At 37.6% G+C, this 17015-nt stretch carries 19 protein-coding genes and 1 riboswitch; of the genes, 14 read left to right on the top strand and 5 right to left on the bottom strand.

The genetic code is table 11. From position 1 onward, the window contains the following. The first annotated feature begins 7 nt into the window (after nucleotides 1-7). Nucleotides 8-1195 (top strand): MalY/PatB family protein, encoded by a 1188-nt coding sequence (locus ACLIJJ_RS13480; protein WP_411411049.1) that lies wholly within the window; start codon nucleotides 8-10, stop codon nucleotides 1193-1195. Nucleotides 1196-1321: 126 nt separating this feature from the next. After that, nucleotides 1322-2092, top strand: a complete 771-nt coding sequence (locus ACLIJJ_RS13485; RefSeq protein ID WP_233313900.1) for a TerC family protein — start codon at nucleotides 1322-1324, stop codon at nucleotides 2090-2092. 49 nt (nucleotides 2093-2141) lie between these two features. Here the strand turns inward: ACLIJJ_RS13485 and ACLIJJ_RS13490 are convergent, their stop codons facing one another. Further along, nucleotides 2142-2678 (bottom strand): ribonuclease H-like YkuK family protein, encoded by a 537-nt coding sequence (locus ACLIJJ_RS13490; RefSeq protein WP_411228655.1) that lies wholly within the window; start codon nucleotides 2676-2678, stop codon nucleotides 2142-2144. Nucleotides 2679-3069: 391 nt separating this feature from the next. On the opposite strand from ACLIJJ_RS13490, the gene ACLIJJ_RS13495 reads away from it, so the two are divergent. Beyond that, on the top strand, nucleotides 3070-4086 hold the full coding sequence (locus ACLIJJ_RS13495) for an STAS domain-containing protein (protein WP_411411050.1): 1017 nt from the start codon (nucleotides 3070-3072) through the stop codon (nucleotides 4084-4086). Nucleotides 4087-4101: 15 nt separating this feature from the next. On the opposite strand, the gene ACLIJJ_RS13500 is transcribed toward ACLIJJ_RS13495, so the two are convergent. Together ACLIJJ_RS13500 and ACLIJJ_RS13505 are read right to left on the bottom strand one after the other, a co-directional pair. Next, the gene (locus ACLIJJ_RS13500) at nucleotides 4102-4278 is read right to left on the bottom strand and encodes a DUF2533 family protein (RefSeq protein ID WP_411411072.1); all 177 of its coding nucleotides are present in this window, start codon (nucleotides 4276-4278) and stop codon (nucleotides 4102-4104) included. Between the two features lie 157 nt (nucleotides 4279-4435). Beyond that, nucleotides 4436-4756, bottom strand: coding sequence for a DUF5658 family protein (locus tag ACLIJJ_RS13505; RefSeq protein ID WP_411411051.1), 321 nt, complete (start codon nucleotides 4754-4756; stop codon nucleotides 4436-4438). Nucleotides 4757-4978: 222 nt separating this feature from the next. Between ACLIJJ_RS13505 and ACLIJJ_RS13510 the strand changes: the two genes are divergently transcribed. From ACLIJJ_RS13510 to ACLIJJ_RS13520, 3 genes are all read left to right on the top strand, one after another. Continuing rightward, nucleotides 4979-5935: a tyrosine-type recombinase/integrase gene (locus ACLIJJ_RS13510; protein WP_233313895.1), complete on the top strand. Its 957-nt coding sequence runs from the start codon at nucleotides 4979-4981 to the stop codon at nucleotides 5933-5935. A gap of 112 nt (nucleotides 5936-6047) precedes the next feature. Beyond that, nucleotides 6048-6488 carry an SRPBCC family protein gene (locus ACLIJJ_RS13515; RefSeq protein ID WP_237941399.1) on the top strand — a complete coding sequence of 147 codons (441 nt, stop codon included), beginning with the start codon at nucleotides 6048-6050 and terminating at the stop codon, nucleotides 6486-6488. A gap of 160 nt (nucleotides 6489-6648) precedes the next feature. After that, a riboswitch (cyclic di-GMP riboswitch) is annotated at nucleotides 6649-6737 on the top strand. A 48-nt stretch (nucleotides 6738-6785) separates the two neighbouring features. Continuing rightward, a complete protein-coding gene (locus ACLIJJ_RS13520) occupies nucleotides 6786-7658 on the top strand; it encodes an amidase (RefSeq protein ID WP_233313893.1) in 873 nt (290 codons plus the stop codon). Between the two features lie 25 nt (nucleotides 7659-7683). Here ACLIJJ_RS13520 and ACLIJJ_RS13525 read toward each other — a convergent pair whose 3' ends face one another. Together ACLIJJ_RS13525 and ACLIJJ_RS13530 are read right to left on the bottom strand one after the other, a co-directional pair. Beyond that, nucleotides 7684-8682, bottom strand: a complete 999-nt coding sequence (locus tag ACLIJJ_RS13525; protein WP_411411052.1) for an NADPH:quinone oxidoreductase family protein — start codon at nucleotides 8680-8682, stop codon at nucleotides 7684-7686. A 102-nt stretch (nucleotides 8683-8784) separates the two neighbouring features. After that, entirely contained in the window at nucleotides 8785-9366 is a 582-nt protein-coding gene (locus ACLIJJ_RS13530; protein ID WP_233313891.1) for a CBO0543 family protein, read from the bottom strand. Nucleotides 9367-9504: 138 nt separating this feature from the next. Between ACLIJJ_RS13530 and ACLIJJ_RS13535 the strand changes: the two genes are divergently transcribed. The 8 genes from ACLIJJ_RS13535 to ACLIJJ_RS13570 all read left to right on the top strand — a co-directional run bounded on the left by ACLIJJ_RS13535 (nucleotide 9505) and on the right by ACLIJJ_RS13570 (nucleotide 16910). Continuing rightward, entirely contained in the window at nucleotides 9505-10278 is a 774-nt protein-coding gene (locus ACLIJJ_RS13535; protein ID WP_233313890.1) for an MBL fold metallo-hydrolase, read from the top strand. A 146-nt stretch (nucleotides 10279-10424) separates the two neighbouring features. Beyond that, nucleotides 10425-11180 (top strand): exodeoxyribonuclease III, encoded by a 756-nt coding sequence (locus tag ACLIJJ_RS13540; RefSeq protein ID WP_233313889.1) that lies wholly within the window; start codon nucleotides 10425-10427, stop codon nucleotides 11178-11180. Between the two features lie 214 nt (nucleotides 11181-11394). After that, a complete protein-coding gene (locus ACLIJJ_RS13545; RefSeq protein ID WP_411411053.1) occupies nucleotides 11395-11817 on the top strand; it encodes a MarR family winged helix-turn-helix transcriptional regulator in 423 nt (140 codons plus the stop codon). A gap of 15 nt (nucleotides 11818-11832) precedes the next feature. Continuing rightward, nucleotides 11833-12810 (top strand): ring-cleaving dioxygenase, encoded by a 978-nt coding sequence (locus ACLIJJ_RS13550; protein WP_411228660.1) that lies wholly within the window; start codon nucleotides 11833-11835, stop codon nucleotides 12808-12810. A 111-nt stretch (nucleotides 12811-12921) separates the two neighbouring features. Further along, the gene (locus tag ACLIJJ_RS13555; RefSeq protein ID WP_341076791.1) at nucleotides 12922-13722 is read left to right on the top strand and encodes an HAD family hydrolase; all 801 of its coding nucleotides are present in this window, start codon (nucleotides 12922-12924) and stop codon (nucleotides 13720-13722) included. Nucleotides 13723-13898: 176 nt separating this feature from the next. Then, complete coding sequence (locus tag ACLIJJ_RS13560; RefSeq protein WP_233313885.1) at nucleotides 13899-15260, top strand: DEAD/DEAH box helicase; 1362 nt, start codon at nucleotides 13899-13901, stop codon at nucleotides 15258-15260. Nucleotides 15261-15299: 39 nt separating this feature from the next. After that, the gene (locus tag ACLIJJ_RS13565) at nucleotides 15300-15872 is read left to right on the top strand and encodes a branched-chain amino acid aminotransferase (protein WP_411411054.1); all 573 of its coding nucleotides are present in this window, start codon (nucleotides 15300-15302) and stop codon (nucleotides 15870-15872) included. Nucleotides 15873-15890: 18 nt separating this feature from the next. Further along, a complete protein-coding gene (locus tag ACLIJJ_RS13570) occupies nucleotides 15891-16910 on the top strand; it encodes an STAS domain-containing protein (protein ID WP_233313883.1) in 1020 nt (339 codons plus the stop codon). The last annotated feature ends 105 nt before the right edge of the window (nucleotides 16911-17015 follow it).

Here is a 17015-nt window from a genome sequence, read left to right on the forward strand (position 1 = left end):
TGCAATAATGCTTAATAATTTTGATGAAGTAGTAAACAGGCGCAATACATATTCGGTTAAATGGGATGGCGGCAAGCTCATTAAGGAGATGGGTCTCACTGAGCGCTATGATGAAGAGACGATTCCCTTATTCACTGCTGACATGGACTTGCCAGTACCACAGGCTCTTGTTGATGCCTTGCATAAGACAGTTGAAAACAGAATTTACGGCTACTCCATTTTTCCAGATGAATATTATAAAGCCATCCAGCATTGGTTCAAAAAAAGACATGATTGGGACATCGATAAAGAGCATATTGTGTATAGCCCTGGCACTGTTCATGCAATTAATATGGCAATCCGTGCCTATACAGAGCCTAACGACGGCATTATTATTCAGCGTCCTGCTTATCCGCCCTTCACAACAGCAATTGAGGGGAACGGCAGAACAGTTTTGAACAACGCTCTTCTATATGATGAGCAGAGCTATTATACGATTGATTTTGCAGATTTTGAGGAAAAGGCAAGTCAAGACAGCACAAAAATGTTTATATTATGCAACCCTCATAATCCAACAGGCAGGATTTTCCGCGAAGATGAACTGAAAAGATTAGCGGAGATTTGCAAAAAGCATCAAGTATTGATAGTTGCTGATGAAATTCACGGTGATTTGATCAGAAAAAATGAAAAGTTCATTCCAATGGCGAAAATCGCTGATAATGAGATGTTAATTACTTGTACAGCCATCAACAAGACCTTCAATGTTGCTGGTCTTCATTGCACAAATATGGTCATTCCGAATTTAAAGCTGCGCAAACAATTTATAAAAACAATGGGTCACCAAATGGCATCACCGTTTACCATATCTGCGCTTATTGCTGTTTATAACGATGGAGAAGAATGGCTCGAAGATTTGAAAACATATATTGACGGCACGATGGAAATGGTGAAAGAATTTATCGACAAAAAAATGCCGAAGGTGAAAGTGGTCATACCAGAAGGCACTTATATTATGTGGATGGATTTTTCCGCCTATAATATTACACCTGAAGAAGTCCATGATCGCATCTATAACAGAGCGAATGTCCTGTTAGAGGATGGAAGTATGTTCGGAGAAGAAGGCACAGCCTTTCAGAGAATTTGTATTCCATCGCCGCGTTCACTCATTCAAACAGCGTTAGATCGAATAGCAAAGGAATTTGAAGATTTACAATAGTATATAACAGCATCATTACAAGGGCTAAGCTTCCAAATACTGTTTAAAGGTTTGCAGTTGTGTATTTTTAGGAGTATAATATTTTCATTATCGAAATTACATTACTTATATTTGGGGGCTTTTTCATTGGACATACTACATCAAATACTTTCCACTTATGCTTCCTTTTTTGATTGGGACATGTGGGTAGAAGTATTATCAGATCCAGTTTCGTGGGGATTGATTGGTTCATTAATCATCCTTGAAGGACTACTTTCTGCAGATAACGCGTTAGTACTTGCCATTATGGTCAAGGATTTGCCGAAGGACAAGCAAAAAAAAGCACTCACTTACGGATTGTTTGGAGCGTATTTCTTCCGCTTTCTATTTATCGGACTTGGGGTATATTTAATCAAGTTCACATGGATTAAAGTCCTTGGTGCCGCTTATCTTGCGTGGATTGTTATTAAACATTTCTGGCTTGACAACAAGGATGAGGACGCTAAGGGAATAAAAAAAGACAGCTGGACTGTCCGGATGTTTGGTTCATTTTGGGCTACGGTCATTTCTGTTGAATTGTTGGACTTAGCATTTTCAGTTGACAGTATTCTCGCATCATTAGCTGTTTCTGAAGAAATTTGGATTCTGCTTCTCGGTGGAATGCTTGGAATCTTAATGATGAGAACAGTAGCGAAGCTATTCCTTGTATTAATTGATAAAGTGCCTGAATTGGAAAACACTGCATTTGTGCTAATTGGCATTATTGCTCTTAAAATGTTTGCAAGTATCTTTGGCTTTGAATTAGATCATTATATCTTCTTTGCTATATTGATTCTTGCGTTCATTATTACGTTTATCATCCACTTCATCAACAAAAACAAAAAGATGTCAGAAGAAGTGGCATCAACAAAAGAATAACAAATTAAGCCTTGTTCCAGTTTGGGACAGGCTTTTTTTATGTAAAAAATTATTTCGTATATTTATTAGCATAACTAGAGGCTACAAACGAATCAGGCTTAATCTTCGGTTCAACTCCAATTGATTCAATTCTTGCAACCATTTCATTAACAAACTCACTCGTTTTATTTCTTGAGCCGCTGCCAATATCTATATGTCCTTCCATTGAAAATGTCGCTCCACTATATATAAATGGCAGAACAATATCAATCAGTTCGTTTTTCCGTTCTTCTGTAAACAGAGACACCACTTCCTCTGTTAAGGTTGTTTCATAAGAAATTTTTTCGTGCAACGCCAGCATTTTGCGGGGAACGATTATTTTTCTAATGCATGCCCAAGCTCCTTTACCCTTGTTCTGGATTACAATGCCCGTTATAAAGGTAGTATGCTTAGGGTGAACCTGAGAATCAGTGCCAATCATCAACCGATAATTTCCCCGTGGATTTCTTCTCATAAAATTGGAAATGCGCTGAAAAACAACATCAAATGTCATCGACTTTTCTTGAAGATTCTGAAATGACATCTCTGACCATCTTTTCGCCGCCATTCATTAGCTCCTCCTTCAAACGTCTAAACACAAGCAATGAAGTACTTACCATTAACTATTGTATGAGCACCCCTGAAAAATAGCACCAAGCATAACCATGTCATATTGTATGCAATGCTTTACATTTGGAGTTGGCGGAGGCCTAGTAAAACTAAGAGGAAAGGAAAAATAAATGAATGGAGTGTTAATAACAGCTATTTTAAATATAATCAACTAGAGAAGTAATATAAGTAGATAAAGCACCGTTTCAAAACGAAAAAGATAAATAAACTATTATTTCCACATAAAATTTTCACGAAACAGGTTTAAAAAAATGAAAAACAGTGTATATAAGCTAGGTGAATATAACAATAATAGAGAAAAGAAAAATGGACGGAAAAAGGGGATTTACATGAGCAATAATTCTATTCATATTGGTGGTTTACACTTTGAGTGGGAATTAGAAAAGGGCAGGTTTTTGTTTGAAGAGCAAGATGCTGTTCTTTTTTGGATTTCTAGTGCGATGAAAACTTTTTTTGATACGATTGAAGAAATATCTGGTGAAGAGGCTTCAAACTTAGTGTTTGAGGCAACCGGTTATCGTCAAGGTCTAGTCGTTGGCGAGTATTTTGAAAAAATGAAGGATGTAGATGTGAGGGAGGCGGCGAATCTTATTACCGCTACATATGCATCGGCAGGCTGGGGTGTGGCTGAAATTTTTGATTTGAATTATCAAACGAAAACTTTAACCGCTCATATTAAAGACAGCTGGGAATATAAAATAAATGTAGAGCAAGGAAAAAAGAAGGGCGGATGTTATTTAGCTGCCCATTATGCTGGTATATTTACCAGATTACTCGGCACAAATATTTGGTACAAAATTATTCAAGAGCAGCTTGAAGGCAATGAGTGCAGCATTATTGAATACTTCCCATCAGAAATTACTGTTACGAATAATATCCATGAGCTCGCGAGGAAAAAAGAATCCGAACAGATTGCTCGATTAGAACAGGTTGTTGAGGAAAAAACGAAAGAGCTGAAGGAATTAGTCAAAAGAATTTCTTCTCCGATTATTCCCGTTCATGATGACATCGTAATTGTTCCGCTCCTTGGAAAGTATGATGAAGACCGTTCTGAACTGCTTGTTACTAATACACTAAATAATTTACCTCAATATAAGGCAAGCTATTTAGTATTAGACTTAACTGGTTTGGACCGGGATATCAGTCAGCATACTGCAAGTCTTTTGGAGAAAATCGGTTCGGCTGCAAATCTTATTGGCATTCAAACGATTTTAGTAGGAATTTCCCCAGAACTGAGTATTGTCGTATCACAGGCAAATATTAATTTATCTCAATTTGATTGTTTCCAAACGTTAAAGCATGGCATTCATTATGCATTGGGACAGCTAGGCAGGAAAATAATATAAGAAAACTCCTTATCGTTAAGATAAGGAGTTTTCTTTCTTTACAAAATCCTGAACCATTTTAATTGTAACGATTTTTCGTGTTGGAATAGTTCCTTGTTTTGCTAATTCATTAATTTGCTCTGTGACTGCATTAATATTATCGACAGTGAAGGGATATTCGTTTTTGCAGAGAGCAATTGCTTCTTCAATAATGAATTCTCGCTGCTGATCTAATGCTTGGAACTTTTTACACGAACATTCACTTTATTAACATGTTTGGTAATGGCTTTATGTACATTCATGATTAAAGCTCCTTTAACAGTAATTTAGTTTTTTTTATATACTCAGATAAAGAGTGAAAAATACTAGTTTACATAATATTATTATATTGCACTTTAATTACGTATGAAATCCAAGTTAGATGGACAGCGAAAATACTTGCATATAATAACAGGGGAACAATGAGAATAATCGTCCATGTTTTTACATGTTTTGTTGAAAAAGTATAAGCGAAAATAAAGAGTAAGATTGATAAGAAGAATTTCAAAGCTAAAAACAAAAAAGGAGATATCTCCCAGACAGAACTCATTAACGGGTTTGCTTCATCTATTAGCTCAAGCTGTATCCCAATATAGGTTAATAACCCATCTGCTAAATTTAAAAAACTGATTATTAAAAAGAGTATTTTCACAAAAAAACACCTCTAGTTCTAGTAGTTAACAGCTAGTTATTCTTACTAATTATCCCAATAAATAGCAACAAATTAAATAGGTCATAACACGGAGAAGATAATTTCATTCTTTTGTAGCAGTTTTGACTGCATTACCGCGCATAATATCTCTTATGTGCGGTTTATTAAGGAATATAGTATAATAAATAATAGATAAAAGTCGAAGATTGGTGGATTATAGAGATGGATAATAATTTATTAGCAAGTTGGTATGAGGATGAAATTACTATCTTTCAAACAGAGATGGACAATAAAGATTACAGCAAATTTACAATAGAAAACTACATACGTGATATTTTCTTATTTTTAGAATTTATAACAAGAAAAAAGGCAGCAAAAGTAGAATTAGGGGATGTAAAAAAACTTCATATAACTCTATTTATGAATGAGCTTAAAACGAAAAGAGGCAACAGTGCTGCATCAAGAAATAGACGGCTGACAGCATTGCGCTCTTTCTTCAAATGTTTAATGGACTATGAACTTCTCGATAAAAACATTGCCGCTGAACTGGTAAGTGCAAAAGAACAAAAAGGAAAGCTGCCGAGTTATTTAGAAAAGGATGAGTTGAAAGCATATTTTGAAATGGTCGGCATTGTTTCCCAAAAGCAGCATCAGCGCAGAAATAAAATCATGATGGGCTTGATGGCTTTTGCTGGTTTGCGGGTTTCTGAGATTCATATTCTGAACATATCCTCGATTCAATCTGGCAAAAGAGGGTTGCACGTCTTAGGTAAAGGTAATAAAAATAGATATATTCCTTTGCCAGCAAAGCTTTATGATGAGCTGGCGGCCTATATTAAGGAAGATAGAATTCTGCCAATGAAAGGCTATGAAGATGCATTATTCATTTCCAGAAGAGGGAAAAGGATCTCAAGAAGAAGGATTCAGGAAATAACAGAGCGTATATGTGCTTCGATTGAAAGCGAATATCCAGAATATAACTGGAAACAAAAATCTATCTCCAGCCATAAGCTTCGCCACAGCTTTGCAACACATCTTGTCAGGGACGGCAGAGATATCAGAACAATTCAAGAGTTGTTAGGACATACAAATTTAAATACAACCCAAAAATATACACATGTCTCTGATGCGCAAAAAGAAAAAGCGATGGAGATGGAGCTGTCAGATTACTTTAATTAATTTTACGATAATAATATTATGTAAACTAATAAAATTATTGTCAGTATACATACTTTCTTCCTATATGAATATGCATAATAATAGACATATGGAGAAGGAAGTGTTCATGTAAATGCCAAGCAGAAAACATAGCGTTATAGTAAAAGCACCAATGGAGAAAGTATGGGATTTTGTTCGCTCAATGGATAATTGGGCTCCGCTTGTGCCAGGGTATATACAGCATCAACTTATCTCAGAAATGGTGTCAACATGGGAATTCAAGACGGATCTAGGCATTCTAAAGAAGAAAATCTCGTTAAGAGTAGATATTCTTAAATGGGAAGAACCTTCTGAGGTTTCTTTTAAATTAACTGGTATAAATGAAAAGTTTATGGGAAACGGGTATTTTTCAGCCGAGCAAAGCGGAGTGAATGAGACGAGGATGACTGGCTACTTGGAAATCAATGCGTTTGGAACGTTTGCACCAATGGTAAATAGTGTTCTCCAGCCGAAGCTCGATGAAATCACTCAAGAATTAACGATTGAAGTGTGTAAGGCAATTGAAAATGGTTAAATATAATATTATTATGTTAACTAGGTAAAGATGTGTTGTAACTAAACACATCTTTTTTTTGTTGTTTCTTCCTTTATAACCATATTTTACATTTAACAACTATGATAATAGTAGTAGGAAAATAGATTGAGAAAAGCTATAATATAGGTAACTAAATTACATCTGAAAAGGGCAAACTTGTTGAAAAGCAAGGACGCAAAGCTATGGGCCTAACCGTTAGTAAAAACGAATGGCTGCCAGGCTGCCAGACTTCTCCTTTGGATTAGTCTAGGCTTTTCTAAAAGGAGAAGTATATATATGAAGAAACTAGTCATTCTTTTTCTGGTGGTGGGATTAATGCTGCCTGCTATTAATGCAAATGCTGCAGAAAGCAGTAAAACAAATGCTACTTGGATTTGGAATCCATGGTCATTAACATCAGCAGCTGGTCAAAATAAAATCATTAGTTTCCTAGTGAAAAATCAGGTAACGGATGTTTATTTGCAGGTTGACCAAGAGGTTGCACGGAAGGTATATCAACAATTTATTACTAAAGCGACTAATAATAAAATTAGTGTTCATGCATTAGATGGTGCACCGAAATGGGCGTTGGACGGCGGTCAAAGTTATGCTGACAGCTTGTTTCAATGGGTGAAAAGCTATCAAAAAAACAGTACGGAAAATCAACGTTTTACAGGTGTTCATCTAGATGTAGAACCATATATTTTGAAAGAATGGAATACAGACAGAGCTGACGTTGTATTAGCATATCAAAAATTAATCAAACGCAGCGGACAACTAAGCAATAACTTAAACCTTGAGTTTAGTATGGACATTCCTTTTTGGTTTGATGAAATAACATTTGCCAATACGTATGGGAAAAGCAATCTTGCAAAATGGGCTATTAAAAACAGTGATTTTGCCACAATCATGGCATACAGAAATGCAGCAGCAGGAATCAATGGTATTAATGCTCTTGTAAAAACAGAGGTGCAATATGCGAAAGACTTTGGCAAAGCAATCAATATTGGTGTTGAAACAGGAGAGTCTTCTGAAGGAGCAAATATAAGCTTTTATGAAAAGGGTAAGTCTTATATGAAAGGTGAGCTTGCGAAGGTAGCTAAAGCGTATCCACAAGAAAATATAAACTTTGCAGTCCATTATATCGAAACATGGATGCAAATGAAATGAGAAAAGGACCTTGAAGGTCCTTTTTTTATCCTTTAATGTTAACAATTATTCTTCCGCGTACAGAGCCTTCCAAGATGGTTGGCAAGACAGAAGGAAGCTCTTCGAGCGTTACTTCACTTGAAATAAATTGGGTTAAATCAGCTGGTTTTAAGTCTGTAGCGATTCGGTTCCAAACCTTTTTTCTTGTTTCCATCGGGCAGTAGACAGAATCTATCCCCAGTATATTAACACCTCTTAAAATAAAAGGATATACTGTTGCCGGGACATCACCGCCGCCTGTTAAGCCGCTCACAGCTACCGAGCCGTTATAAAGAAGCTTGCTTGTGATCGCAGCTAATGTGCTTCCACCAACAGGGTCGATGGCAGCAGCCCACTGTTGTTTATCAAGGGCTTTCAACTTGCCGTCATAAATATCTGTGCGGGAAATGATGCTGTCAGCACCTATAGTTTGTAAATATGTATGCTCCGATTGCTTGCCTGTACTTGCATCGACCTTATAGCCCAGCTTTGCAAGCATTGCCACACCAAAGCTTCCGACACCACCTGTTGCACCTGTTACGAGTACTTTGCCATTTTCAGGAGTCAAGCCGTTTTCTTCAAGTCGTTGAATGCTTAAGCCTGCAGTGAAGCCTGCTGTCCCAACAATCATTGCTTCTTTTAATGTAAGGCCATCTGGAAGGGGCACAATCCAATCTGCAGGGATATTTGCATATTGACTGTATCCGCCGCTGTGCGATACGCCAATCTCATAGCTTGTGGCAATAACTTTATCGCCTTTTTGATAGCGTTCATCATCAGATGAGACTACAATGCCTGCTAGATCAATGCCTGGAATATGTGGAAAGGAACGGACGATTTTGCCGTTTGATACACTTGCAAGTCCATCTTTATAATTTATTCCAGAATAATGAACCTCAATAAGAACATTTCCTTCTGATAAGTTATCTAGGCTGACTTGGTCCACTTTTAAAGAAAAATCCTCGTCTTTTTTATCTACAACTACTGCTTTAAATGAATCTATCATTGTCGTTTCACCTCGTTGCCATCTTAACACTTTTTCTCCAGATTGGTCAAAACATCCATTTTGAATAAGTGAACCTGTGCTAGAATAGCTTGGTTTGTTTAATTAGGAATGCTGAACTTTGGCTTTTTTTTCAAAATACAAGAACAGATTTGTCATCCATTTTGCTGTTAAGGCAACAATAACATAGCCAATAAATAGATGAAGGTAATTTGCACCTTTGCCAAACTCGAACATGCCAATAGCAACAAACAAAGGTTTTAAAACAAATGCGAAAACAGCAGATAATATTATTGACCATACATAATAATTCTTTTGTTTTGCTTGAGACCACTGATATATGAAGCTAAAAAACACCGGTACAAATGAGGCGTCCAATGCAAAGCTGGATGGAAGGATTGGCAGCACCTTATAAGGATAAAACCAATAACCATTATTAGCGCCATATAAATCGATATAGGTAAAGAACACATGAACATTGTATCCATAGAAGCCGAGCTGGAGGGCATTACGCTTATTTATCAATAGAAAAAAAGCAATTAACGGCACTATTAAAAGAGCAAGTCCAATCCAAAACTGCCAGTGATCTGGTCCTGAATAGCCGAGCCAATATTCAAACCACTCTTTAGAGTGACTCCATTCATCTTTTTTTAATTCTTCAAGCAGACTTTTTTGCTGTGTATTCATTTAAAGCATCTCCATTAAGTGTTTAAGTTTAGTGTTCGCTTTAACGGAAAATTACATGTATCCCTGAAAAAAATAAATCGAATTACAGTGTCAGAACAAAAATATTGGCAACAATAATAGGAAAAAGGAGAATCGAACATGAAAATAGCCACAGATGTATATGGATACAGAACAGCTATCGCAAATATCGCATTCATTTCTGGACTAGGCAAAAATAAAGATGAATGGGTACTGGTTGATGCAGGGGTGCCGTATTCTGCTAAATTTATCTTGAAATATGCTTCCACGTTATTTGGCAGCAAGAAGCCAAAAGCAATCGTATTAACACATGGCCACTTTGACCATATCGGGGCATTGCCGGTTTTGCTTAAAGAATGGGATGTACCAATATATGCCCATCACGAGGAGATGCCATATTTAACAGGAGAGAAGGAGTATCCAAGACCAACACCATTTATTGTTAAAGGACTAATGTCGTTTTTATCGCCGTTTTATCCCCGTGATGGTATTGGGCTTCACTCTAATTTACGTGAAATAGAAACTGGCACAGAGTTAGAATTCATGCAGGGCTGGGAGGGCATTCATACACCAGGGCATACGAAAGGACATATATCGTTATACAGAAAAGAAGATGGACTGATGCTGGCAGGAGATGCTTTTGTTACCGTTAAACAAGAGTCATTACTTGCTGTATTAACGCAGAAAGAAGAGATACATGGACCTCCTGCTTACTTTACACCAAACCGTGCAGAAAGCAGAGAATCAATCATTAAACTGGCAAAACTAGAGCCAAGCACCATTTATACAGGTCATGGAAAACCGCTATACGGTAAAGAGCAAATTGCTAAAGGTCTTTATCAGCTTATTCGCCATTATGATGTTGGTTTTGCTGAATCGCCAACCGTTGTATAAACGGCAATCTTATCCCATGCTCATATCAGCAACAGGGATAAGATTTTTTTGTGTTTAAATTGGAAAAAGGATATTACTTTATTGATTGCTAGTTTCATGGTAATCTATTAATTTAGAATGATTATTATTAATAAGGAGCATTACAGATGAAATTAGTAACATGGAATGTGAACGGCATAAGAGCATGTGTAAAAAAGGGCTTCTTAGACTTTTTTCATGAAATAGATGCAGATATATTTTGTATACAAGAATCAAAGCTGCAGGAAGGCCAAATACAGTTAGACTTAGAAGGCTATCATCAGTTTTGGAATTATGCGGAGCGAAAAGGCTACTCCGGCACAGCTGTATTTACAAAACAGGAGCCAATCAGTGTCACTTACGGCATTGGGGAAGACTTTGAGGAATTAGAAGGAAGAGCTATTACACTAGAATTCCCTGAATTTTTTTTGCTGAACGTGTATACACCCAACTCGAAAAGAGACTTAAGCCGACTTGGATATAGAATCGAATGGGAAAAACAGCTAAAAACCTATATAAAAGAACTTGATGCCGTTAAACCGGTTATCTACTGTGGGGACTTAAATGTGGCCCATCAGGAAATCGATTTAAAAAACCCAAAATCAAATCTCGGCAATTCCGGCTTCACAGTGGAGGAGCGGGGAGAAATGACGAGCCTGCTTGATTCAGGCTATATTGACAGCTTCCGCTATCTGTATCCAGACAGAGGTGATGTTTATACTTGGTGGTCTTATATGGCAAAAGTAAGAGAGCGGAATATCGGCTGGAGAATCGATTATTTTATCCTGTCTGAACGTTTAAAAGATAGACTGATAGATACAGAAATTCATTGTGATGTCATGGGCAGTGATCATTGTCCGGTAATGTTGCAAATAAATATTTGATGAAAGCCCAAGCTGAATGCTTGGGCTTTTCGCTGGCCATTTTTCCTGCTCGATTATATGTATGTCTGCAGAAATCGAGAAGATAATAGTTTAAGACATACAATAAATTCATAAATAATCCAATTTTTAAGGTAAAAGTATTTGACGAAATATCAGTTTAGTTATAAACTAAGATTATAAGTTTACCGCTAAACTCATAATTAGGTGAATAAAAATGACGAAAACAAACAGAAATGTAAAGCTAGGCGTATTGTTATGGTTCCGGCTTTCCCGGTTTTATAACAAAAGCAACAGAAAAAGCAACCAGCACTTGAAAGAATTCGGACTGAATGTTGCACAGCTGGATTTGCTGGCGCAAATTGGTCATAATAAATCTATTTCCCAGCAAGAGCTTGCAGATAAATTACTTGTTTCAAAAGGGAATATTGCTCAGCTTTTAAAGAAGATGGAGGAGCAGAACCTGATTGAAAGAAAACAGGAATGGAAAACGAAATACGTATCGCTCACAGAAAAAGGATCTAAGCTGTACAGCGAAGTGATTCCTCAACAAGAGATGTTTCAAGCGGCTCAATTTGATGCATTAACAGATACGGAAAAAAAGCAGCTGCTTCATCTGCTAAAAAAAATTCAGAAATAGAAAGAAGGAGTTAAGATGAACTTTAAAGGCATTCATCACGTGTCAGCCATGACAGCAAAAGCAGCGCAGAACTATGATTTTTACACAAAAACTTTAGGCATGCGCCTTATTAAAAAAACAGTAAATCAAGATGATCCATCTGTTTATCATCTATTTTATGGTGATGAAAAGGGCAATCCAGGGACAGAGCTTACCTTCTTTGAAATTCCAAATCTTGCTCCGAACAAAGAAGGTGTCAGCAGTATCTCTGCACTTTCTTTACGTGTGCCGAGTGATGCATCCTTACAATATTGGGTGAACCGTTTTGATGAGTTGCAAGTCACTCATGGGGACATTCTGGAAAGAGCGGGACGGAAAACACTTGAGTTCAGAGATTATGAAAACCAGCGTTTCTTCCTTGTTTCTGATGAACAAAACAGTGGGGTAGCAGGAGGAATACCATGGAAGAACGGACCAATTCCGCTAGAGCATGCAATTATCGGCCTTGGACCAGTTCAGCTGACCGTCCGCCGAACAGAATCAACCGTACGTGTGCTTACAGAGCTAATGGGGTTCCGTTTAAAAGGACAATTTCCTTCCACTATTAAAGATCAGCCTGATGTGTTAGTGTTTGAAACGGGAGAAGGGGGAACTGGCGCAGAAGTTCATATTGAGGAAAGAACCGATTTGCCTGTACAGCGGCTAGGCAGAGGCGGAGTCCATCATGTTGCCTTCCGTGTCGATGATGAAGAAGAGCTGTATGCATGGATCAATAAAGTCAATGAATCAAGATTCCAAAACTCAGGCTTCGTAGACCGTTTCTATTTCAAATCTCTCTATTTCAGAGAACCAAACGGTATCTTGTTTGAATTGGCAACAGATGGTCCTGGCTTTGATACAGATGAGCATATTGATCATCTTGGAGAGTCATTGGCACTTCCGCCGTTTTTAGAGCCGCAGCGTGAACAGATTGAAGCAAGATTAAAACCCCTTGATACAAAGCTAGATGCATAATAAGGAGTGAGCTTTAGCTCTCTCCTTATTTTTTGTGAGGCAAAAAGGCTGTCTATTAGAGAAACGAAAAGTTATAATACTAAGAGTATAGTACTTAAGGGGGCAAACAGAATGAAATGTGTATCCATTGATCTAGACGGAACTCTGTTAGATGACCAGCATCTGATTTCCGAGAATAATAGAAATGTTATTAAACAAATGAAGGACAATAATATAGAAGTAATTCTAAATACAGGCAGACAGTATGCAGACGTTATTAAAGTTGCTGGTGTCGCTGAATTGGAGCTGCCAATTTTCTGTTTGAACGGAAGTATGATGTATTCAGAAACAGGGGAGCTGCTTTATGAAACTACTCTTTCCAAAGAATTGTACTTTGAACTTTTAGAAAAACTAAAGCCGTTAAACGTCGGTATTCTTGTTTATACAAATAGAGGAGGATTCCCAGGTACTTTACCTTCCTTAAGAGGGAAATCATGGGACCAAATTGAAGAAATGTTCAGCAGCCAGGATTATGAAGGCATTGTTGACATGGAAGATATTAAGCTATATAAATTGATAGCTGTAGTAAATGAAACGGAAATTGAGCGAATTGATACAGTTAAAAATAGTTTAAAAGAGATTTCCAGCGTATCCTTTTCATCCTCTTTCCCAAATAACTGTGAAATCACTTCAAGTGCTGCTCAAAAAGGCAAAGCAATTAGAAGATATGAAAACATGAAGAAAATGGTATTCGATGAAATTTACTCATTTGGAGATGGCGGCAATGATTTAACACAGTTCGAAGTGTCTACAAGATCATTTGCAATGGAAAATGCTCCTGATGAAATAAAAAGAAGAGCAAGTGATATAACTAAGAGCAACAATGATGATGGTGTAGCTTATGCAGTCACCGAAATTCTAAAGTTGGTCTAAGCAATGCCAGGAGCATAGACTAAGGTCTATTGCTCCTTTTCTTTTGAGAAATTTACAAAGAAACAGAGGTTTTCAGTCAAGAATTCTTCACATATACTTGCTATTTTCATCATAAAAAGCCAAAATAAAGAATGGTTGGCTACATTAAGTCAGCCAGTAGAAAGTAGGGATATGAATTGACAGATTTTAAAAGCTTAGGAATCAATGATAATGCAATAAACCTTTTGCGAAATAGAGGTATAATAGAACCTTCTCCTATTCAAAAAATGGTTATTCCATCCATTTTAGAAGGAAAAGATGTGATAGCACAAGCCCAGACTGGTACAGGTAAAACATATGCATTTGCTTTGCCAATCGTACAAAAGCTAAAAAAAGATGCAGACTATATTCAAGCATTGATTGTCAGCCCAACAAGAGAGCTAGCGATCCAAATCGCTGCCGAAATAGAGAAAGTGAAACCAGATTATGCAGAGGTGCTCACTGCTTACGGCGGGCAGGATGTAGAGAAGCAGCTGCATCGGATGAAGGATAATATCTCCATTGTTGTTGCAACACCAGGCAGACTAATCGATTATATGAAACGCGGCCACATTAAGCTCGACCGCTTGAAAGTGCTAGTGTTAGATGAGGCAGACCAGATGCTTCATATCGGCTTCTTAGAGGAAGTCAAATACATAATGCGTAAATCAGCAGCAAACAGACAAACTTTAATGTTCTCTGCAACGATATCAGATAATATTAAAATGCTTGCCAAGAAATATATGAAAGAAGCTGAATATATAACAGCAGAGAAAAAACAAGGTCCTGCTGTAACGGTAAAACAGTTTTCGATGCACTCAACAGACAGAGCGAAACAAGGAACATTAATGAGTCTAATTACATCCTTTAATCCTTATATGGCTGTTGTCTTTTGCCGTACGAAACGACGTGTAAGCAAATTGTATGAAGTTCTCCGAAACAATGGCTTTGAGTGCCGTGAATTACACGGTGACCTTTCCCAAGCGAAACGTGAACAAGTGATGAAAGATTTCCGTAATGTAAAGTTTCCAATTTTAATTGCTACAGATGTTGCAGCAAGAGGGTTGGATATTGACGGGATTTCACATGTATTCAATTATGACATCCCAGCAGATGCAGAAAGCTATGTGCACAGAATCGGACGTACAGGAAGAGCTGGCTTAGAAGGATTTGCGATTACTTTATATACTTCTGATGACAGACAAACATTGGATATGATAGAAGATGAGCTTGGCATTCGTATTGAAAAAATGCAGCAATTAAAAAAGACGGATGATAAAAAAGTTCAGGAGAAAAAGGCCCCAGACAGTAAACGGAAAACTGGCTTCCGTGCTGCGCAAAAAGCAAAAGCTGTTCAAGGAAGAAAAAAACAGTCTTCGAATGAAGATAAAAAGCAAGATAGTGGAAAAAGAAACAGCAATAGTGGAACAAGACAGGAAAAAGGGCGCACGAATGGTTCAAATGCAAGCAGGCATACAGGCAGTGCTGTCTATAAACCAAAAAGATCTAAAAAGAAATAATAAGGTAAAGGAGCTATCAGGAACGTGATTAAAGCAAACATGATGAAATACATTGAAAAAAATGCAACTAACAGTAAAATCTCCGTTCTTCCATTAGAAAGAGCATACGTACTTGAAAATGAGTTGGCAAAGGAAGAAAATATCGCTGTTAGCGAGTTAACTGACCGACTTGGTCAAACTTATATGGAGCTTGCCAATAAAGAGAGTGATGAAATTGTTAAGGACAACTTGCCTGCCTCTTTTTTGAATGACAAGATTTCACTATTAAAAGCAAATCTTGAGGAATACTTATACATCGAGTCTGATTTATTTGACATTATTCAAGTGGAAGGACTGACATTGGAAGTAGATTCTGTATTTCGCAAGTATGATGCATTGTTCGGCTTCAAAGCACCTAAAAAACAGGAAGCCGTAATCCGTGCCTATTTTGCTGAACAGCTGGGAGAAGAGAATTCTTACAGCTTGATGTTTAACGGACAGGACGGACTTTGGGATGTAAACCTTCCGATTGAAAATGCAGCTGGTTTTACAGAGGATTTAACAATCGCACAAGCGTTAGAGCTGTTTTACCAATTCATGTTTGGGTTAGGAAAAAAGCTGGAAGAGAAATAAAAAGGGGAGAGAGTAGCGATGGGTGACTCTATTATACGTACACAGGTTGATTCAACTGTGTTTACTTGGGATAAAGAAAAAGGTGTATTTACATTTGACGGAGCCCCATCTATGCTGTTTTGGGACTCCGCGATAGAATTATTCATCAGCACGATCATTGAGATATCAGGGGAAGATGTGTCTAATACCGTTTTAGAGGCAACTGGATTCCGAATGGGCGAGCTGGTGAGCAGTTATTACAAAGATAGAATTGATACACGAAATGTACTTACGCAATATATCGATATTTATCGGAATGCAGGCTGGGGGAAAATTAATGTCCGCCATTTTTGTCTGGAGGAGAAACGAATTATCCTGCAGCTTGAAAACAGCTGGGAGCATCGCATCTATCAATCTCTCAAAAAAGAGCAGGCGCTCGTTCTTTTACCAAGCCATTGGGCCGGAGTGTTTACAGGCTTATTGAAGGAAAACATGTGGTATAAAGTCAATAAATCGCAGCTGTCTGGCAGTGAATATGATGAGATTGAAATTTTCCCATCCTCTATTACACCTAATGATAATATCCATGAGCTTGCACGACAAAAAGAACAAGCATATATCAGTGAGCTGGAACAAAAAGTAGCGGACAGAACGCATGAGCTGACAGATCTTGTCAAACATTTGTCTACACCGATTATGCCTGTGTTAAAAGGGATATTAGCAGTCTCCCTTGTCGGGAAATTTAATGATGAGCGATTTGAAGGACTGCTCCAAACAACCTTATTTGAGTTTTCCAAAAAAAGAGCTAGTTATTTGTTGCTGGATATGACGGCAATCAGTGAATTTGACGAGTATATTGTTTTTCGCCTGCAGGGCTTAGTAAAGGCAGTGTCCCTTTTAGGCGGGGAATGTATCCTTGTTGGCATCAGTCCGACATTAGGTGTGCAAATTGTTAACTCAGGAGTAGATTTAAGTACTATTCCAACCTTCTCAACATTAGAACAAGGTATTGAGCATGCAGTCGACTTGCTTGGCTATGAAATCGTAAAAAAACGGTAAGCATTCTGCTCCATCTTTGCAAAGTCAAAGATGGAGCTTTTTTTGTGCATGAAAAGAGCAGCAGAGTCAGATGATAACAAGCAAATACTAATTTAGGAGGCTCCA

Origin of the sequence: Niallia laureatilytica, assembly GCF_046613985.1 — a bacterium.
Taxonomy (GTDB): Bacteria; Bacillota; Bacilli; order Bacillales; family Cytobacillaceae; genus Niallia.